Here is a 19,169-nt window from a genome sequence, read left to right as displayed (position 1 = left end):
GCCATGACAGACGATAGCCCGACCGACCTGCATTCGGACGAGGAGGAGGATACCTCCTCCACCTACCTGACCTTCGATCTCGGAACCCAGACCCTCGGCGTCGAGGTCAGCAACGTCCGCGAGATCCTCGACATGCAGAAGATCACGCCGCTGCCGAACGCCCCCCTCGAAGTGCAGGGCGTGGTCGACGTCCGCGGTTCCAGCATCCCGGTGATCGACCTGAAGGCCCGGCTCGGCATTCCCGCGATCGAGGGTGGCGAGGATGCCCGGATCGTGGTCATCGAGGTTGCTGAAGGCGACGCGCGCAAGCCCCTCGGCATCCTCGCCGATCGGGTCCGCGACGTCGACCAGATCTCCGCCGAGGATATCGAACCTTGCCCCAGCGTCGGCGACGGCCAGTGGGACAGCCGGGTCCTGCAGGGGATCAGCCGATCGGGATCCGATCTGATCGTCCTGATCCGGCTCGATCAGCTCTTCGGCCATGCTGGCCCGATGGACCTGTCCGGAGCCTTCCAGCACGTCTGAGCGGGACCGGCACGCGCGACGACGCGCGTGCCGGCCCATTCCATTCAATCGTCCCGCCCCCCGGGCCGTCTAGGCAGAATGAGTGACATGACCCAACCACAGACCGCACCGTTGCTCCGTCCCGATGACATCCGGCACCTTGTCGGCCTGGCGAGAACCGTTACCGGAATCAACCTCGACGAGACGCGGACCGATTTCCTGACCGGACGTCTCGGCCGGCGCCTTGCCGCCAACGGGCTGACGAATTACGCGGAATATTGTCGTCTTCTGAAATCCGACATGGTGGAGCGCGTGGCGTTCGGCGAAGCGCTGACCACGCACACGACCAGCTTCTTCCGCGAGAAGGCACAGTACGACTGGCTTCTGGAGGAGGGGCTCGCGGAACTGCAGGGCAGCGACCGGGCGGGCGGGCGCGAGATGGTCTTCTGGAGCGCCGCATGCTCGACGGGCCAGGAAGGCTATTCGGCGCTGATGACCGCGCATGTGGCGCGCGACAATGGCCTGCGCGCCATCGAGCCGCGCCTGATCGGCACCGACCTGTCGCGGCCGGTCGTCCATCGCGCGTCGCAGGCGGTCTATTCCCGCGCCGAGACGGACGGCATCCCGTCCGAACTGCGCCCGCGCTTCCTGCTGTCCTCCAAGAAGGCTGCCGACATCTATCGCATCGTGCCGGACCTGCGGACGCGGTCGACCTGGCGCACCGCAAACCTCGCCACCGGTCAGGGCCTCGACGGGATCGCCGCGGACGTCGTCTTTCTGCGGAACGTCCTCATCTACTTCGACGCGGAGATCCGCCAGCGCGTCATCGACAACGTCTATCGGCGCCTGCGCACCGGCGGCATCCTGATGACCGGCCATACCGAAGCTTCCCACGCCCGCCGGGAGGGGCTCGAACTGGTCCGGCCTTCCATCTACCGGAAGGTCGCGTGATGGCCGCGAATCGGAAGCGCGTCCTGATCGTCGACGACAGCGCCGTCGTGCGGCAGACCATCAGCGAGATCGTCTCCGCCCATCCGCAACTCGAGGTGATGGCCACGGCCAACGATCCGTTCCAGGCCGCCGAGCGGCTGAAGCGCGAATGGCCGGACGTGATCGTGCTCGATGTCGAGATGCCGCGCATGGACGGGATCACCTTCCTGCGCCGGCTGATGGCCCAGAAGCCGGTGCCGGTGGTGATCTGCTCCACGCTCGTCGGGGAGGGCAGCAAGACCTATCTTGCCGCCCTCGAGGCGGGTGCGGTGGATCTCATCGAGAAGCCGAACATCTCGACCCGGAAGTTTCTGGAAGAATCGTCGATCCGCCTGCAGGACGCCGTTCTGGGCGCCGCACATGCCCGTGTCACCCGACGCGAGAGTGTCGCTCCGCCGACGAAGCACTCCGCCGATGTCATGCTCGCCCCGGCCGGGCATCGTGCGATGGCGCAGACGACGAACAAGGTGGTCGCGATCGGCGCCTCCACCGGCGGCACCGAGGCATTGCGTGTCGTGCTTCAGTCGCTGCCCCACAACGCCCCGCCGATCGTGATCGTGCAGCACATGCCCGAAGCCTTCACCAAGGGCTTCGCGAAGCGACTCGACGAACTCTGCCAGATCACGGTGAAGGAGGCGGTCTCGGGCGATAGCGTCCTGCCGGGCCAGGCCCTGATCGCGCCGGGGGCAAAGCACATGATGCTGATCCGCAGCGGCGCGAATTACCGGGTCGAAGTGAAGGACGGGCCCCTCGTCAACCGTCATCGGCCGTCGGTCGACGTGCTGTTCCGTTCCGTCGCACGCGTGGCGGGCGCCAATGCCGTCGGCGTCATCATGACCGGAATGGGAGACGACGGTGCCCGCGGCCTTCGTGAAATGCGTGATGTCGGTGCCCGGACCGTCGGACAGAACGAGGCGACGTGCGTGGTCTACGGGATGCCGGCGGAAGCGATGAAGGCTGGTGGCGTCGAGCAGGAGGTCGACCTCAACATGATCGGACGGCTTGTCCAGCGTCTGGGTCAGCAAGAAGGGGAGCGGCCGCAGCGCGTGTGAATGTTCGATGTAAGCGCACGGGTTCGTCGGTTTCGGTTCTCCGGATCGACGCCCGTGGCCCGGATGGCTGACTGGCTTCGTCTAACGATGCGGGCATTCGCGACACCGTCGTTGCCCGGCCGAAAGGAACGTTGCACGCAACGGGTTCGAAACCCCGAAATCTTCGCTATCAGCGTCTCCGACGAAGTGGCGGAGATATACAACGATGCGACCGACGATACATGACGTTGCCCGCGTGGCGGGCGTCAGCCTTTCGACGGTCGACAGGGTTCTGAACGGACGGCATTCCGTTCGCGCGGCGACGCGGGATCGGGTCGAGACGGCGATGCGATCCCTCGGCTATGTCCGCAACGCGGCGGCCGCGAACCTGTCCCGGCGCCGCATCCTTCGTTTCCTGTTCCTGCTGCCCGGCGGCGCCAACAGCTTCATGCGCAACCTCGAAGCGGAAGTCCTGACCTATTCCCGGCTGCTTGTGGCCGACGGGGTGGAAGTCGAGGTCCGGACCCTTCCTCCGTTCGACGCGGCCGCGCTCGACGACGCGCTCGCGGCGATCGAACCGGGCACCTGTGACGGGGTCGCCCTGGTGGCGGTCGATTCTCCCGGCGTGCGGGCGGCGGTCCGACGATTGCGGGATCGGAACCTGCCCGTGGTGACGCTCATCTCGGATCTGACACCGGAATTGCGCGCTCATTTCGTCGGGATCAACAACGTTCGGGCCGGCCGGACGGCGGGCCGGCTTCTCGGGCGTTTCTGCGGCGGAACGACCGGCCGGATCGCCGTCATGGCGGGGTCGATGGTCCTGCAGGACCACGCGGAGCGGGATCGCGGCTTTCGGGAGGTCCTTCGGGCGAATTTTCCCGCCCTGACCCCCATGGACCCGATCGAGGCGTTCGACGATGCGGCCATTGCGGAACGTACCCTGACGGCATTGCTCGAGCAGACTGCCGATGTCGTCGGTATCTACTCTATCGGGGCCGGCAACCGCGGTCTCGTCTCGGCGCTGGACCGCCGGGGCGGGCGGCCTCCGGTGGTCGTCCACGAACTGACCGAGAATTCCCGCGGATGGCTGCTGGCCGGGAAGATCGATGCCGTCATCCGCCAGGATCCCGCCCGCGAAGCCCGATCGGCGCTTCGTACGCTCGTCGCGTTGTCGAACGGCAAGGCGTTCCACAAGGACGAAAACCGCGTCGGGATCGAGATCTTCCTGCAGGACAATCTGCCCTGAAAGGCACGTCGATCGCGCTCTGTGCGCTTGCGGAACGAAGGTTTCGTGACCGCCCCTCTTTCCATCCCGGTAAAATGAGGTACGTTAGTCAAAACGCGGCGTGACGCGATACGCCGCTTAAGGGAGAAATAACGATGAAGTTTTACGCAACGAGCGCACTTGCCCTGATTCTCGGTGCCGGGACGGCTTCGGCACAGCAGACGGAGGTGAACATTCTCCGCGTGCAGCCGGGCGACGAGGAGCAGGCGTTCTACGCCGAGGTCGAGGCGGCCTACGAGGCCGAGCACCCCGATATCGACGTGGTCTTCGAGTACATCGCCAACGAGGCCTACAAGTCGAAGCTGCCGACGCTGCTGCAATCGGATGCCCGCCCCGACGTGTTCTATTCCTGGGGCGGCGAGACGCTGCGCGAGCAGGCCGAGGCCGGATTCCTGCGGTCTATCGGCGATGTCGTTCCCGAGGACGTGCTCGCCACCTTCCCGCAGGCCGCGCTCGAGGCCTACACGGTTGACGGAGAACTCTACGGACTGCCGCTCTACGCGACCGAGGTCGTGTTCTGGGTCAACACCGACCTGACCGAACAGGCCGGGGTGGACCACACCGCGATCGAGACCTGGGACGATCTCCTGCAGGCGGTTCAGACGCTGAAGGATGCCGGCGTCACGCCGATCATCGCCGGCGGTCAGGACAAGTGGCCCGTGCATTTCTACTGGAGCTACCTGGCCCTGCGCGAGGGTGGCCCGGATGTCGTGACCGCAGCCATGGAAGGTGGTGACACCACGTTCGAGAGCGAACCGTTCGTCGCTGCCGGCGAGGATATGGCGGAACTCGTCGCGCTCGAGCCGTTCCAGCCGGGCGTGATGGGCACGACCTACGAGACCGCGTCCGGCATGTTCGCGGACGGCCAGGGCGCGTTCCACCTGATGGGCGATTGGGACTACCTGCCGATGCGCGGGCGCGCGACCGACGGCGTGGGCCTGTCGGACGACCAGCTCGCGATCATGCGCTTTCCGACGATCTCCGATCCTGTGACCGAGGGTGGCGACGGTGCGACGCTCGGCGGGATCAACGGCTGGGCCGTCTCGGCCGATGCCTCGGACGAGGCAGTGGACTTCCTGACCTTCCTGCTCAACCAGGACAACCAGGAAACCGTTGCCGAGCGCGGGATTTTCATTCCGATCGTCGAGGGCGCCGACTCGGCGCTGAGCAACCCCTTCTTCCAGCAGGTTGCCAGCGACATCCAGAACTCCGACTACCACCAGGTCTTCCTCGACCAGTATCTGGGGGCCTCCGTCGGCGCCACGGTGAACGACGTCTCGGCCGATCTGATCGCTGGCGCCACGACGCCGGAGGAAGCGGCGGCGCGGGTGCGGGAAGCCTGGGACTTCCGCTGATCTGGACCTGGCGCGCCCCGCGCGGGGCGCGCCACCACTCCCCGAGGGACCAATCACGATGACCGACATGACGTTGCCGCCGGATCACCGGCCGGCGCTTGGCGAACGCCTGCGCCGGGCCGCGTCGAACGGCCGGCTGAGTGCGGCGCTGATCCTGCTGCCGCCGGCGCTCATCCTGTTCACGCTCTTTGTCATCCTGCCGCTCGGGGAGTCGGGGGTCTACGCCTTCTACGACTGGAACGGCTACGGCGCGCCGGAGGATTTCGTCGGCCTGCGCAACTTCGAGCAGATGTTCGGCCATTCCGTCTTTTCCGTCGCCGTCGCCAACACGGTGAAGATCGTCGCCGTCTCGCTTCTGGTGCAGATGCCGCTGGCGCTTCTGCTCGCACTTCTGATCTACCGTCAGACGCCGACCAATGCCGTGTTCCGGCTCATCTTCTTCGTGCCCTATATCATGGCCGAGGTCGCCGCCGGCCTGATCTGGAGCTTCGTCTTCGACGGCAATTACGGCGTCACCGCCTCCATCGCCACCTCGCTCGGGATCGAGCAATTCTTCGTCCTGGCGGACCGTGAGCTCGCCTTCTACGCGGTGATGGTCGTGATCGTCTGGAAGTATTTCGGGTTCCACATGATGATCTACATCGCCGCGCTACAGGGCGTGCCCGAGGACCAGATCGAAGCCGCGCGGATCGAGGGGGCCTCCCGCACCCAGATCGTGCGTCACGTGCAGGTTCCGCATATCCGGCCGGCCATCGCGGTCAGCGCCTTCTTCGCGATCATCGGCGCGCTGCAGGTCTTCGACGTCATCATCCCGCTGACCAATGGCGGCCCGTCGAACCAGACCCAGACCATCGTTACCTACCTCTACGAGTTCGGGCTGACCCGCCTCAGGATCGGCTTCGGTAGTGCTGTCGGCGTCGTCCTCTTCGTCGTCGCGGTGCTGGTGGCGGTCTTCTACCAGCGCATCTTCATGCGGAAGGGTACGGCATGATCGGTCCCCATGTCTGGCGCAACGTCGCGCGGCTGACGCTCCTGATCGTGGTGGCGAGCTTCGTGCTCGCCCCGCTCTGGGCGACCGTGATGGGCGGCTTCAAGACCAACGCGGAAATCCGCACCTCGGCCTTCGCGGCGCCCGAGGCGTGGAACCTCGAATTCTACGGCGCCATCCTCGGCGATGCCGCGTTCTGGCGCTATCTCGGCAACTCGCTCCTGATCTCGTCGGCGGCGGTCCTGCTGACGCTCGTGGTGGGCTCGGCCGCGGCCTACGTCTTCGCGCAGATCCGCTTCTTCGGGTCGGGGTTCCTGTTCTCCTACCTGCTTCTGGGGCTGATGTTCCCCTTCGCCACCGCGATCCTGCCGCTCTTCATCAAGGTGCGGGACATGGGGCTTCTGGACACCTACTGGGCGGTGATCCTGCCACAGACGGCGTTCGGCCTCAGCCTCGCCATCCTGCTGTTCCGCACCTTCTTCGCCCAGCTTCCGAAGGAGCTGTTCGAGGCCGCCTATATCGACGGCTGCGGCTACGTGCGTTTCTTCTGGCGCTTCACGCTGCCACTCTCGACGCCGATCCTCGCGACCGTCGGCGTGTTCGTCTTCGTGCAGAGCTGGAACAACTTCCTGCTGCCGCTCGTGGTCCTGAACTCGCGGGAGGTATTCACTTGGCCGCTGGGGATGATGCAGTACCGCGGCGAATACGTGACCCAGTGGAACCAGACGCTCGCCTTCGTGACGCTGTCGCTGATCCCGGCGGTCGTCTTCTTCCTCGCTGCCCAGAAATACATCGTCGCCGGCCTGACGGGCGGCGCCGTGAAAGGCTGACTCCATGAAGATCGAGAACCCAATCCTGCCGGGCTTCAACCCGGATCCCTCCATCGTGCGGGTGGACGAGGACTACTACATCGCGACCTCCACCTTCGAATGGTATCCGGGTGTGCAGATCCATCATTCGCGCGACCTGAAGCACTGGGCGCTCGTGACCCGGCCGCTCGACCGCGCGGCGCAGCTCGACATGCGGGGCGACCCGGATTCCGGCGGCGTCTGGGCGCCGTGCCTCAGCCATGCGGACGGGCTCTTCTGGTTGATCTACAGCGACGTGAAGCGGCGCGACGGGGCCTGGAAGGACAGCCACAACTACCTCGTCACCGCGCCCGCGATCGAAGGGCCCTGGTCCGATCCGGTCCATCTCAACTCTTCGGGCTTCGATCCGTCGCTCTTCCATGACGCGGACGGGCGCAAGTGGCTGCTGAACATGATCTGGAACCACAATCGTCAGGGCGGGAACCGGTTCGGCGGGATCGTGATGCAGGAATATTCGGTGCAGGAGGGGCGCTTGGTCGGCGAGATCCACAACATCTACCGCGGCACCGACCACAAGCTCGTCGAGGGACCGCATCTCTACCGGCGCGACGGGTTCTACTACCTGCTCACCGCCGAAGGGGGCACGGGCTACGACCACGCGGTGACGATGGCGCGGTCGCGCGATCTGTTCGGGCCCTACGAGACGGTCCCGGCGAAGCACGTCCTGACCTCGAAGGACACCGATCCCGATCACCTGCTTCAGCGCGCGGGCCATGCCGACATCGTCGAGACGCAGAATGGCGAGCACTTCATGGTGCATCTCTGCTCGCGGCCGCTGCCGGAGACGCGACGTGCGGTGACCGGCGCAGGCATCCACGCCGACGACGTGCGTCGCTCCCCGATGGGGCGGGAGACCGCGATCCAGCGCCTGGTCTGGGAGGAGGGGGCGTTCCCGCGCCTCGCGCAGGGCGGCGTCGCGCCCGCTGCCGAGATCGACGGGCCCGACCTGCCGGAGGCGCCGGTCGACCCCATCCCCGCGCGCCGCACCTTCGCCGGCGGCCTGCCGCCCGAGTTCCAGTGGCTGCGCAACCCCGATCGCGACCGGCTGTTCGAGGTCACGGACGGCGTGCTGCGCCTCTACGGGCGGGAAAGTCCCGGCTCGCAATTCGAGCATGCGCTCGTCGCGCGCCGGCAGGACGCGCTGGCCTATTCCGCCGAGACGGAGATCAACGTGACGCCCGGCGACTACCAGCATTTCGCCGGCCTGATCGCCTGGTACGGGCGCAACAAGTTCCACTACCTCGCCGTCACCGCCGACGAGGCGGGCGGGCGCGTGCTCACGATCTATTCCTGCGCCGCCGACTGGCCGGATGCACGGATCGCCTATCCGATCGAGCCGATCTCGCTGCCAAAGGAAGGCACGCTCCGCCTCGGCTGCGACGTGGACGGGGCCGGACTTCGCTTCCGCTACGCGCTGCCGGACGGCGACTGGCAGGATACGGGCGTCGTGCTCGACCAGTCCGCGATCTCGGACGAGGCGGGGAACGGGCCGGGCAACAATTTCACCGGCGCCTTCGTTGGCATGTGCGCCCACGACACGTCCGGGCGCGGCCGGACCGCCGATTTCCTGTCCTTCACCTACGAGGTCCGGCATGGCTGAAGTCCGCCTTGAGAACATCACCAAGGCCTTCGGGCACGTCACGGTCATTCCCGACCTGTCGCTCACCGTGCCTGACAAGTCCTTCACCGTGCTCGTCGGCCCCTCGGGCTGCGGCAAGTCCACACTCTTGCGCTTGATCGCGGGGCTCGAGCAGCCGACCCATGGGACGATCCGGATCGGCGACGCGGACGTGACGCGGGACGAGCCGTCAAAGCGCGGTATCTCGATGGTGTTCCAGTCCTACGCGCTCTACCCGCACATGAGCGTGGCGCGGAACATCGATTTCGGCCTGCGCCTGACGAAGATGCCCGCGGCGGAACGCGAGGCACGGCTGGCCGAGGCGGCGCGCGTTCTGGCGCTGGAGGAATATCTGGACCGCAAGCCCTCCGAATTGTCGGGCGGGCAGCGCCAGCGCGTGGCGATCGGCCGTTCCATCGTGCGCAATCCGAAGGTGTTCCTCTTCGACGAGCCGCTGTCGAACCTCGACGCGGCGCTCCGGACGCAGATGCGGGTGGAGCTGGCCGAACTGCACCAGTCGATCGACTCGACGATGATCTACGTCACTCACGACCAGGTCGAGGCGATGACGCTCGCCGACCAGATCGTGGTGATGAACCGCGGCCGGATCGAGCAGATCGGCTCGCCGATGGACCTCTACGACACGCCCGCCTCCGTCTTCGTTGCAGCCTTCATCGGCTCGCCGAAGATGAACCTCGTGTCCGGCCGCGCGCTCGGACGGCCGGAGATCGCCACGATCGGCATTCGCCCCGAGGATCTGGAGGTGGCAGAGTCCGGCGGTCTGGAGGCGACCACGCGGGTCGTCGAGCGGCTGGGGTCCGACACGATCGCCTATGTCCGGGTGGACGAGGTCGGCGACCTGACGGTCCGGTTGCCGGGACATATGCGCCTGTCGGGGGGCGAGCGGCTGCGGCTGCATGCCGATCCCGCGCGGCAACATCATTTCGACGCGGACGGTCGGCGGATCGAGAGGGTCACGGCATGAGCGATATCGGCATCGGCCTCATCGGCTGCGGCGTCATCAGCGGCATCTATCTCGAGAACATCGCCCGCCTGCCGGGTCTCGCGCTTCGCGCCGTCGCCGACGCGAAACCCGAGGCGGCGGAGGCGGCCGCGGCGGGGCAGGGCGTGCCCGCGCTCCCGGTCGAGGCACTGCTGGCGCGGGACGACATCGACATCGTGCTCAACCTGACGATCCCGGCCGCGCACGCGCCGGTCGGACGGCAGGTGCTCGAGGCCGGCAAGCATCTCTATCTCGAGAAGCCCCTGTCGGCGACGATCGCGGAGGCGCGGGGGCTGGCGGACCTCGCTGCGGAACGCGGCCTGCGGATCGGCTGCGCGCCCGACACGTTCCTCGGCGGTGGCCACCAGACCGCCCGTGCCCTGCTCGACGGCGGGCGGATCGGAACGCCCATCGGCGGCACGGCGACGATGATGGTGGCGGGCCACGAGCGTTGGCATCCGAACCCGGACTTCTACTACAGCGATCCCGGCGGCGGCGCTTTGATGGATATGGGGCCGTACTACCTGACCGCGCTCATCAACCTGCTCGGTCCCGTGCGCGAGGTCGCGGCGCTCTCGTCTCGGCCGCGCGACGAACGCCGCATCGCGACCGGTGAACGGGCCGGGGAAACCGTCCCGGTCGAGGTCGACACGCATGTCCTCGGTGTTCTCGCTTTCGAAAGCGGCGCCCTCGTGCAGATCGCGATGAGCTTCGACGTCATCGGTCACTGGCATAGCCCGCTGGAGATCTACGGCACCGACGGCTCCATGCGCCTGCCCGATCCGAACCGCTTCGACGGCGAGGTCGAGCTGACGGAGGGCGACCCCGTCGCCGCCGCGGATCGCGCCTACGGCGAGGGCAACTGGCGCGGGCTCGGCCTCGCCGACATGGCCGCGGCGATCCGGGAGGATCGGCCTCACCGGGCAAGCGGTGCGCTGGCGTTGCACGTCCTGGAGGTCATCGACGCCCTGCACCGCGCGGCCGACACGAAGAGAACCATCACCATCGAGAGCGAATGCGACCGACCGCAGCCGCTGGAAACGGAGCTGACATGAGCGATGCACGCGCACTGATCTTCTGGGGCGGCTGGGAGGGGCACGAGCCCGAGGCCTGCGCCCGGGTCGTGGCCGACCTGCTTCGGGACGAAGGCATGGAGGTCACCTCCATCGAAGGGGCCGGCGCCCTGGGCACCGAGGATCTGGAGCGCTTTTCCCTGATCGTGCCGATGGTCACGCAGGTCGCCTCCGACAAGGACGACATCGACCGGCTCTGCGCAGCCATCCGCGGCGGCGTGGGCCTCGGCGGTTTCCACGGCGGGATGGGAGACGCGTTCCGGGACTCGCCGGCCTACCAGTTCATGGTCGGCGGCCAATGGGTCGCCCATCCCGGCGACATCATCGACTACCGCGTCGACGTCACCCGCCCCGACCACCCGATCACCGACGGGATCGAGAGCTTCGACTACCGCTCCGAACAGTATTTCCTGCATGTCGATCCGGGCCTCGAGACGTTCGCCACCACGACCTTCTCTGGCGAGCACGCCCCCGAGACTTCCGGCACCGTGATGCCCGTCGTCTGGACCCGCCAATATGGCCAGGGCCGGGTCTTCTATTCCGCCCTGGGCCACAAGGCGGACGAGCTCGCGCATCCGGCGGCGCGCGAGATCCTGCGCCGTGGCCTACTCTGGGCCGCCAAATCTTCCGAAGCCGAACGAGGACCGCAATGAGCAGCTACTTCTCCGAGATCGAACCTCTCAAATACGACCCCGACGCGGAGGGCCTGTCGTTCCGGCACTACGACCCGGAGCGGCAGGTCGCGGGCAAGCGGCTGGAAGACCAGCTGCGCTTCGCGGTTGCCTATTGGCACAGCCTCGTCTGGGACGGCTCGGACCCGTTCGGCGGCGGCACGTTCCAGCGCCCCTGGTTCCCGCACGACACGATGGAGCAGGCCAAGGCCAAGGCGGATGCCGCGTTCGAGATGTTCCGCATCCTGCGCGCGCCGTTCTTCGCCTTCCACGACCATGACGTGCGGCCCGAGGGCGACAGCCTGCAGGAGAACCACCGCCGCCTGAACGAGATCGCCGACGTCTTCGAGGTCAAGATGGCGGAGACCGGCACGCGGCTCCTCTGGGGCACGGCCAACCTCTTCACCCACCGCCGCTTCATGTCGGGGGGCGCGACCAACCCCGACCCGGACGTCTTCGCCTGGTCGGCCTCCTCCGTGCGGGCCTGCCTGGAGGTGACGCATCGCCTGGGCGGCGAGAACTACGTGCTCTGGGGCGGCCGCGAGGGCTACGAGACGCTTCTGAACACCGACCTCAACCGGGAACTCGAGCAGATGGGCCGGTTCCTCTCGATGGTGGTCGAGCACAAGCACAAGATCGGCTTCGAGGGACAGATCCTGATCGAGCCGAAGCCGCAGGAGCCGACCAAGCACCAGTACGACTACGACGTTGCGACGGTTTACGGCTTCCTCAAGCGGTTCGGCCTCGAGAACGAGGTCAGGCTCAACATCGAGCAGGGCCATGCCATCCTCGCCGGTCACAGCTTCGAGCACGAGATCGCGCTGGCGCAGACGCTCGGCGTGTTCGGGTCCATCGACATGAACCGCAACGACTACCAGTCCGGATGGGACACCGATCAGTTCCCCAACAACGTCCCCGAGGTGGCGCTGGCCTATTACGAGATCCTGCGCGGCGGCGGGTTCGGCCGGGGCGGGACGAACTTCGATTCCAAGCTGCGCCGGCAATCGCTGGCCCCCGAGGACCTGATCGCGGCCCATGCCGGCGCGATGGATGTCTGCGCCCAAGGACTCGAGGCGGCCGCGCGGATGATCGCGGACGACGCCCTCGAAGGACCGCGCCGGGACCGCTACGCCGGCTGGGAAACCGAAACGGCCCGCGGCATGCTCGCGCCTGATGCGAGCCTCGCCGACATCGCGGACCGGGCCGAGGCATCCGGGATCGATCCGCAGCCGCGTTCGGGCCGGCAGGAGATCCTGGAGAACATCGTCAATCGGTACGTCTGACGTACTGGGGCGCGGCGGGCCTGCGATAGCCCAGCCGCGCCTTGAGCTCCGGCCGCATGTAAAAGCCGTTCGGCGCGTTCACGAGCGGCGGCGGCGCCTTGATCCCGCCGTGCAGGAACGCGAGCACCGCCTCGACCACGCCGGTCGAGAAGGGTTTGGGAACGACGGCATCGCCTCGTTCGATCTCCGGCAGCAGCATCCGCGGATTGGCGGTCACGAAGACGATCAGCGCTTCGGGCCAGGTCGCGCGGATGTAGTCGGCCGCGTCGAGTCCGGAGGACCCTTCGGCGAGGTGCAGATCGACGAATGCCACGTCCACCTCGAGATCGGTATCGAGCGCGCGCAGCGCGCGCACACTCGGGGCATCCGCCACCATTCGGTGCCCTTCCGTCTCGATCATCAATTCAAGGTCCATCACGATGAGGGCTTCGTCCTCGACCACGACGATCCGCAGGCCCGCATGATCCTGCATCATCGGAATACCGCCCTTATTCAGCCGGCTCTGAACGAAACCGGGTTCTGCTCGTGGTCCCATGTTCGGAACTAGTCCATTCCGTCGTACCGTCGAGTTGACGCGACAGACGTCCGACCAGAACGAGCCCCAACGACCGGCTGTCGGTCCCGGGATCGAAGCCCGGACCGTCATCGCCGAGCTCGACCACGACCGCATCCCCCTCGCGCCGAGCGGCGACCGTCAGGCGACCGGATCGGCCACCCGTGAAGGCGTGCTTGACCGCGTTGGTCAGAAGCTCGTTCAGCGCGAGGCCGAGCGCGGTGGCCTTCGTTGCCTCGATATCCACCGCCTCGATGCGGTCCACGACCTCGATGTCGGTCCGTCCCGCGATCGCGAGCACGTCGGCGACCAGACCTTGGAGGAAACCGCCGACGTCGAACCGGCGGATGTCCGGGCTCTGGTGCAGCGTCCGGTGGACGGTGGCGAGCGCGTCGATGCGCTCGAGCATCGTGCCGAGCGTGCGGACGAGCCGCGGGTCGTCGATCGCGTTCGCCTGCAACCGAAGGAGGGAGCCGATCATCGTAAGGTTGTTCTTTACCCGGTGATCGACCTCGTGGAGTAGGATCGTCTTCTCCTCCAGTGCCCGCTCGTTGGTGGCGAGCGCGTCCTTCAGCTGCCGCGTCCGCGCCTCGACCTCGGCCTCGAACAGCGCCTTCTGATGGGCGACCTTCTCCTGCGCCTCGACCCGGTCGGTCACGTCGATCTGGGAGGCGAAGAAGAACTGCACCGCGCCGTCGTCGCCGTGGACCGGCCCGACGAAGAGGGCGTTCCAGAACGCCGTGCCGTCCTTGCGGTAGTTCAGCAGGTCGATCTGGATCGCCTCCTCCCGCGCGATGGCCTCACGCAGTTCGTTCAGCCTTTCCGGGTCGGTGCGGGGTCCCTAGAGGAAGCGGCAATTGCGGCCGAGGACCTCCTCGCGTGCATAGCCGGTCAGCTTCAGAAAAGCGTCGTTGGCGAAGACGATCGGATTGTCGTGCTGGCGTGGATCGGAGACGAGCATCGGCATCCGGGTCGACCGCACGGCCGCCGCGAACGGATCGCCGCGCCCCTGCGCATGAGGCACGTCGCCGGTCTGGTGCCAGTCATCGTCTACCGCCATTTTCCGAAACACCCTGCTTGTTCCGGCGCATCTCTATCCGTGTCCGCTATCGCGCCGCAACGTGCCGTGGGGCAGCGCTCCGCCGATCGAGCGGGATGGTAAAGCCGCCCTTTTCCCGAACGTCACCGCGGCCGGAACATCGGCGTCGCGCCCGCGAGTCCCTCGAGCGCGTCGAGCCGGGCGGCGCTCGGCCCCGGGGCGAGGCGCTGCACCTCGGCGACCAGCGCCTCCGCGAGGAGGAGGAGCGCCACGGTCGAATCCCAACTCGACTGCGCCTCGACCGAGGCCCGCAGCGTCTGCGCGGCGTGCCGTTCCACGGGCGATCCCCAGATGTCGGTCAGCAGCATGATCCGCGTCCCTCGTCCTGCGGCATGGCGGGCCAGCGTCTCGATCTCGCGGTCGTAGCGGCGGATGTCGAAGAGGACGAGCGTGCTGGCACCCCCCATGTCGAGCACGGCTTGCGGCCAGAGCGCGGGCGCGGGCTCGAGCAGCCGCACATCGGCGCGGATCAGGCGCAGGTGGTCGGCCAGATACTGCGCCAGCGAGCGGGTGATCCGTCCGCCGGCGAGGTGGACCGCACGTCCCGGCGCCGCGAGGTCTTGGGCGATGGCGTCGAAGGCCGCGAGGTCGAGCCGCCGGAGTGTCCGGTCGATGTTGCGCGCCGCGCCCTGCGCGAACCGGGTGACCACATGGGCCCCGTGCCCGGCCTCGGGCGCAGCCTCGAGCTTTGCGAGCGGCTGCTGCATCCGTGCGGCAAGGTCGGCCCGGATCGCGTCCTGCAGGGCAGGGAAGCCGTCGAAGCCGAGCTTGCGCGCGAGCCGGATCACCGTCGGTGTAGAGACCGCGGCGATTTCCGCGACGCGGGTTATGGATTGCAGGCCTGAGAGAAGCGAATCCTCCGTCAGCACCTCGGAGAGCTTGCGCTCCGCCGCGGTCAGGTCGCCACGACGCTCTTCGAGGAGGTCGCGCACGAGCGGCCGGTCGGTCTGCGTTCCGGCAGGCGGCTCGGTGGGGCGGTCGGTCACGGCTCTCCTCCCTCGCGGCAGGGCGTCCGGTGGGATCTTGACACGCCCGACGGCCCTGTAATGATGACTACAGAACAGGGACGAAGCGGGCAACGCACGATGAGGGACGAATGGACCGCCTTCGAGGTGATCCGACCGGATGGTGCTGGCCCGGTCGTGCTGGTCTGCGAGCACGCCTCGGCCCGTATCCCGTCCGAACTCCGCGATCTCGGCCTCTCGGAGGCTTCGCGGCATTCGCATGCGGCCTGGGACATCGGCGCGCGGGATGTCGTCCTGGCGATGTCGGCGGCTCTCGACGCGCCGCTCGTCGCCGGGACGATCTCGCGGCTCGTCTACGACTGCAATCGCCCCGAGACCGCGCCCGACGCGATCCCCGCCCTGAGCGAGCGCCATGCGGTGCCGGGCAACGAAGGGCTCGACGCCGGGGCCCGGCGTGACCGCTGCGTCCGTATCCACGACCCGTTCCACGCCGCGCTCGACGCGCTCCTCGACGGGCGCACCGACCGGCCGGCCCTGGTGACCGTGCATTCCTTCACGCCCGTGTTCCACGGGCGGCGGCGGGAGGTGCAGCTGGGCTTCCTGTCGCATTCCGACGACCGCTTCGCCCGCGCCGCGCTGGCCGAGGCCGGGACGCGCCACCGCGCCTCGCTGAACGCGCCCTACGGGCCGGGCGACGGCGTGACCTACACGCTGGCGCGGCACGGCGAGGCGCGGGGCCTGCCCACGCTGATGATCGAGATCCGCAACGACCTGATCGACCGGCCGGAGACGGCGGCGCAGATGGGCTCGCACCTCGCGACCGTTCTGCGCCGGGCCCTCGCCGCGCTCGGCGAGGCAGCGGCATGATCCGGGCCCTCCGGGCCTATGTCGCGGTGGTGGACCGCGTCAATCTCGGGCTCGGGCGGGTGATGATGTGGGGGATTTTCGCGCTGATGGGCGTACTCCTCTGGTCCACGGCGTCGAAGGCGATGGGCACGCCCTCGCTCTGGACGCTGGAGACGGCGCAGTTCGTGATGATGGGGTACTTCATGCTGGGCGGGCCCTACGCGCTTCTGATCGGGGCGAACGTGCGGATGGACCTGTTCTACGGCGAGCTCTCGCCCCGGCGGAAGGCTGTGACCGATTGCGTCACGGTGGTGTTCCTGCTCGTTTATCTCGGCATCCTGATGTGGGGCGGAGTCGAGTCCACGATCTACGCCTTCCAGTACGGCGGCGAGCGGAGCCCGTCGGCCTGGCGGCCCTATATGTGGCCGATCAAGGTGGTGATGTGCACGGGCATCGGGCTGATGCTGCTGCAAGCCTTGAGCGAGCTCGCAAAGGACGTGCTGTTTCTGACGACGGGCACGCCCGACCGCACCGCGACCGAGGGGCCGGCCGATGCCCTATGAGCTGATCGCCGGGCTGATGTTCGCGAGCATGATGCTGCTCCTCTTCACCGGGCAGCGGGTGTTCGGGGCGATCGGCTTCGTCGCGGTGGTGGCGGCGGTCCTGCTGTGGGGTGACCGGGGCGGCTATGACATCGGCTTCGCGGCGGCGATCAAGGTCATGCGGTGGTATCCGCTTCTGACGCTGCCGATGTTCGTGTTCATGGGCTACGTGCTCTCGGAATCGAAGATCGCCGACGATCTCTACCGGATGTTCCACGTCTGGATGGGCGGCATTTCCGGCGGGCTCGCCATCGGGACGATCGGGCTGATGGTGCTGGTCTCGGCGATGAACGGGCTGTCGGTCGCGGGCATGGCGATCGGGGCGACCATCGCGTTGCCGGAGCTGCTGAAGCGGAACTACGACAAGTTGATGGTGACGGGGGTGATCCAGGCCGGCTCCTCCCTCGGCATCCTCGTGCCGCCCTCGGTCGTGCTCGTCCTCTACGCGATGATCGCGCGGCAACCGGTGGGGCAGCTCTGGCTCGCCGGAGCGGTGCCGGGGCTGATGATGGCAGGGCTGTTCGTCGTCTACATCTGGGTCCGCTGCCGGCTGAACCCGTCGCTCGGCCCGGTCCTCGACGAAGGTGAACGGGCGGCGATCCCGATGTCGGAGAAGCTGCGCCTCCTGCGTGCCGGGCTGCTGCCGGTGGGGATCTTCGCGGTGATGATGGTGCCCTTCGTCAACGGCTGGACCTCGCTGGTGGAAAGCTCGGCCATCGGCGCGCTCGCGGCCCTCGTGGCGGCGCTGGCGAAACGGCGGATGACCTGGCCCGTCTTCGAGACCTGCCTGCGCCAGACGCTCGGCATCACCTGCATGTTCATGTGGATCATCCTCGCCGCGCTGGCCTTCGGGGCGGTGTTCGACGGCTTGGGCGCGGTGAAGGCGATCGAGGACCTGTTCACCGACAAGTGGGGCCTGTCCCCCTGGGTCATCCTGATCCTGATGCAGCTCAGCTTCCTCGCCATGGGCACGTTCCTCGACGACACGGCGATGCTGGTGATCGTCGCGCCGCTTTACGTGCCGCTGGTAGGGGAGCTGGGCTTCGACCTGGTCTGGTACGGCGTGCTCTACACGATCACCTGCCAGATCGCCTACATGACGCCGCCTTTCGGCTACAACCTGTTCCTGATGCGCGCGATGGCCCCGCCCGAGATCGGCATCCGCGACATCTACCGCTCCATCGTGCCCTTCGTCTTCGTGATGATCCTGGCGCTGGCCCTGGTGATGATCTTTCCGCAGATCGCGCTCTGGCTGCCGGACCAAGTCTACGGTGGATGAGGCACACGTTCCAATAACCAGCGGTCGGACGAACCGGCCCGTTCCAACCAACCGACAGGAGAGACGACCATGACCTCAAGACGCAAGTTCCTCCGCGGCGCCGCACTCGCCGCGCCCGCGACCCTCGCCACCCCTGCGCTCGTGCGCGCGCAGGAGACGATCCAGTGGCGGTTCCAGACCTATGCCGGCGCCGCGCTCGGCGAACAGGTGACGAAGCCCGTCATCGACTACATCAATGCGAACGCCAACGGCGAGCTGCAGGTGGAGCTGTTCTACGCCGATCAGATCGTGCCGACGGGCGAGCTCTTCCAGGCGCTCCAGCGCGGCACGCTCGACGGGGTGCATTCCGACGACGACTCGATGGCCTCGCCCACGCCGACGCGACAGTTCGGCGGCTACTTCCCGTTCGCCACGAAGCACATCCTCGACGTGCCGGTGCTGTTCAACCAGTACGGGCTTGCCGATATCTGGCGCGAGGAATACGCCAAGGTCGGTGTCGCCTGGCTCTCGGCGGCGGGGCAGGATCCCTGCAACTTCAACACCACGCGCGAGATCACCAGCGTCTCGGACCTCGATGGGCTCAAGCTCTACACCTTCCCGACGGCGGGGCGCTTCCTGTCGCAGTTCGGCGTCGTGCCGGTGAACATTCCCTACGAGGACGCCGAGGTCGCGGTGCAGACGGGGGAGCTCGACGGCATGGCCTGGTCGGGCATCACCGAGGACTACACCGTCGGCTGGGCCGACGTGACCGACTACTTCCTGACGAACAACATCTCCGGCGCCTGGATCGGGTCGTTTTTCGTGAACCAGGAACGCTGGGAGGAGTTGCCGGAGCATCTGAAATCGGTCGTCATGGCCGGGATCGAGGCGGGCCACACCTACCGCAACCAGTGGTACTGGGGCGGCGAGGCGCGGCTGCGCGCGCAGGGCGACAAGCTGGAACTGCGCTCCGTGCCGGCCGAGGAATGGATGCAAGTCGAGGAGGCCGCCCGGACCTTCTGGGACGAGATTGCGCAGGAAGGCGAGGTCGAGCAGCGCATCGTCTCGATCTTCCGCGACTACAACCAGGTCATCAACCAGGCCGGCGCGCCCTACACCAACGGCTGACGACAGGGGGCGGCCCCGCAACGGGCCGCCCCACCGCAATCTCGAAGG

Annotated in this window: 19 protein-coding genes and 1 pseudogene; 16 read left to right on the top strand and 4 right to left on the bottom strand. The window is 67.4% G+C overall.

Features of this window, described 5'->3' with window-relative positions; translation table 11 throughout:
- The first annotated feature begins 3 nt into the window (after positions 1–3).
- The 12 genes from Q1A87_RS02585 to xylA all read left to right on the top strand — a co-directional run bounded on the left by Q1A87_RS02585 (position 4) and on the right by xylA (position 12,670).
- Complete coding sequence (locus Q1A87_RS02585) at positions 4–525, top strand: chemotaxis protein CheW (protein WP_299646767.1); 522 nt, start codon at positions 4–6, stop codon at positions 523–525.
- An 87-nt stretch (positions 526–612) separates the two neighbouring features.
- Entirely contained in the window at positions 613–1,455 is an 843-nt protein-coding gene (locus Q1A87_RS02580; protein ID WP_299646765.1) for a CheR family methyltransferase, read from the top strand.
- The gene (locus tag Q1A87_RS02575; RefSeq protein ID WP_299646763.1) at positions 1,455–2,546 is read left to right on the top strand and encodes a chemotaxis response regulator protein-glutamate methylesterase; all 1,092 of its coding nucleotides are present in this window, start codon (positions 1,455–1,457) and stop codon (positions 2,544–2,546) included. Before Q1A87_RS02580 ends, Q1A87_RS02575 begins: the two co-directional genes overlap by 1 nt.
- A gap of 205 nt (positions 2,547–2,751) precedes the next feature.
- Positions 2,752–3,771 carry a LacI family DNA-binding transcriptional regulator gene (locus tag Q1A87_RS02570; RefSeq protein WP_299646761.1) on the top strand — a complete coding sequence of 340 codons (1,020 nt, stop codon included), beginning with the start codon at positions 2,752–2,754 and terminating at the stop codon, positions 3,769–3,771.
- Between the two features lie 134 nt (positions 3,772–3,905).
- Positions 3,906–5,165, top strand: a complete 1,260-nt coding sequence (locus tag Q1A87_RS02565) for an extracellular solute-binding protein (protein WP_299646759.1) — start codon at positions 3,906–3,908, stop codon at positions 5,163–5,165.
- A gap of 58 nt (positions 5,166–5,223) precedes the next feature.
- Positions 5,224–6,156: a sugar ABC transporter permease gene (locus tag Q1A87_RS02560; RefSeq protein ID WP_299646757.1), complete on the top strand. Its 933-nt coding sequence runs from the start codon at positions 5,224–5,226 to the stop codon at positions 6,154–6,156.
- A complete protein-coding gene (locus Q1A87_RS02555; protein ID WP_299646755.1) occupies positions 6,153–6,983 on the top strand; it encodes a carbohydrate ABC transporter permease in 831 nt (276 codons plus the stop codon). Before Q1A87_RS02560 ends, Q1A87_RS02555 begins: the two co-directional genes overlap by 4 nt.
- A gap of 4 nt (positions 6,984–6,987) precedes the next feature.
- Positions 6,988–8,622 carry a glycoside hydrolase family 43 protein gene (locus tag Q1A87_RS02550; protein ID WP_299646753.1) on the top strand — a complete coding sequence of 545 codons (1,635 nt, stop codon included), beginning with the start codon at positions 6,988–6,990 and terminating at the stop codon, positions 8,620–8,622.
- Positions 8,615–9,625: an ATP-binding cassette domain-containing protein gene (locus tag Q1A87_RS02545; protein ID WP_299646751.1), complete on the top strand. Its 1,011-nt coding sequence runs from the start codon at positions 8,615–8,617 to the stop codon at positions 9,623–9,625. Before Q1A87_RS02550 ends, Q1A87_RS02545 begins: the two co-directional genes overlap by 8 nt.
- Complete coding sequence (locus tag Q1A87_RS02540; RefSeq protein ID WP_299646749.1) at positions 9,622–10,698, top strand: Gfo/Idh/MocA family oxidoreductase; 1,077 nt, start codon at positions 9,622–9,624, stop codon at positions 10,696–10,698. Before Q1A87_RS02545 ends, Q1A87_RS02540 begins: the two co-directional genes overlap by 4 nt.
- Positions 10,695–11,369, top strand: a complete 675-nt coding sequence (locus Q1A87_RS02535; protein ID WP_299646747.1) for a ThuA domain-containing protein — start codon at positions 10,695–10,697, stop codon at positions 11,367–11,369. The genes Q1A87_RS02540 and Q1A87_RS02535 overlap by 4 nt, the downstream gene beginning before the upstream one ends.
- Positions 11,366–12,670, top strand: a complete 1,305-nt coding sequence (xylA, locus tag Q1A87_RS02530) for a xylose isomerase (RefSeq protein WP_299646745.1) — start codon at positions 11,366–11,368, stop codon at positions 12,668–12,670. The genes Q1A87_RS02535 and xylA overlap by 4 nt, the downstream gene beginning before the upstream one ends.
- Here the strand turns inward: xylA and Q1A87_RS02525 are convergent.
- The 4 genes and pseudogenes from Q1A87_RS02525 to Q1A87_RS02510 all read right to left on the bottom strand — a co-directional run bounded on the left by Q1A87_RS02525 (position 12,654) and on the right by Q1A87_RS02510 (position 15,308).
- Entirely contained in the window at positions 12,654–13,145 is a 492-nt protein-coding gene (locus Q1A87_RS02525) for a response regulator (protein ID WP_299646743.1), read from the bottom strand. The two genes, xylA and Q1A87_RS02525, sit on opposite strands and share 17 nt — an antisense overlap.
- A 13-nt stretch (positions 13,146–13,158) precedes the next feature.
- Positions 13,159–13,881 (bottom strand): sensor histidine kinase, encoded by a 723-nt coding sequence (locus Q1A87_RS24140; RefSeq protein ID WP_363322940.1) that lies wholly within the window; start codon positions 13,879–13,881, stop codon positions 13,159–13,161.
- A pseudogene (locus Q1A87_RS24135) lies at positions 13,864–14,283 on the bottom strand (PAS domain-containing protein); the annotation flags it as partial. The gene Q1A87_RS24140 and the pseudogene Q1A87_RS24135, both read right to left, overlap by 18 nt.
- A 122-nt stretch (positions 14,284–14,405) precedes the next feature.
- A complete protein-coding gene (locus Q1A87_RS02510) occupies positions 14,406–15,308 on the bottom strand; it encodes a MurR/RpiR family transcriptional regulator (protein WP_299646741.1) in 903 nt (300 codons plus the stop codon).
- Positions 15,309–15,407: 99 nt separating this feature from the next.
- Here Q1A87_RS02510 and Q1A87_RS02505 point away from each other — a divergent pair, with 99 nt between their 5' ends.
- The 4 genes from Q1A87_RS02505 (at position 15,408) to Q1A87_RS02490 (ending at position 19,121) form a co-directional block, all read left to right on the top strand.
- Positions 15,408–16,154: an N-formylglutamate amidohydrolase gene (locus Q1A87_RS02505; protein WP_299646739.1), complete on the top strand. Its 747-nt coding sequence runs from the start codon at positions 15,408–15,410 to the stop codon at positions 16,152–16,154.
- Positions 16,151–16,696: a TRAP transporter small permease subunit gene (locus Q1A87_RS02500; protein ID WP_299646737.1), complete on the top strand. Its 546-nt coding sequence runs from the start codon at positions 16,151–16,153 to the stop codon at positions 16,694–16,696. Before Q1A87_RS02505 ends, Q1A87_RS02500 begins: the two co-directional genes overlap by 4 nt.
- Positions 16,686–18,014, top strand: a complete 1,329-nt coding sequence (locus Q1A87_RS02495; RefSeq protein ID WP_299646735.1) for a TRAP transporter large permease subunit — start codon at positions 16,686–16,688, stop codon at positions 18,012–18,014. Before Q1A87_RS02500 ends, Q1A87_RS02495 begins: the two co-directional genes overlap by 11 nt.
- 69 nt (positions 18,015–18,083) lie before the next feature.
- Positions 18,084–19,121 carry a TRAP transporter substrate-binding protein gene (locus Q1A87_RS02490; RefSeq protein ID WP_299646733.1) on the top strand — a complete coding sequence of 346 codons (1,038 nt, stop codon included), beginning with the start codon at positions 18,084–18,086 and terminating at the stop codon, positions 19,119–19,121.
- Positions 19,122–19,169 lie beyond the last annotated feature (48 nt).

This window comes from uncultured Jannaschia sp., from assembly GCF_947494055.1.
Lineage (GTDB): Bacteria > Pseudomonadota > Alphaproteobacteria > Rhodobacterales > Rhodobacteraceae > Jannaschia.
The sequence above is the reverse complement of the archived record's forward strand: the minus strand, read 5'-3'. Positions and strand labels throughout refer to the sequence as shown.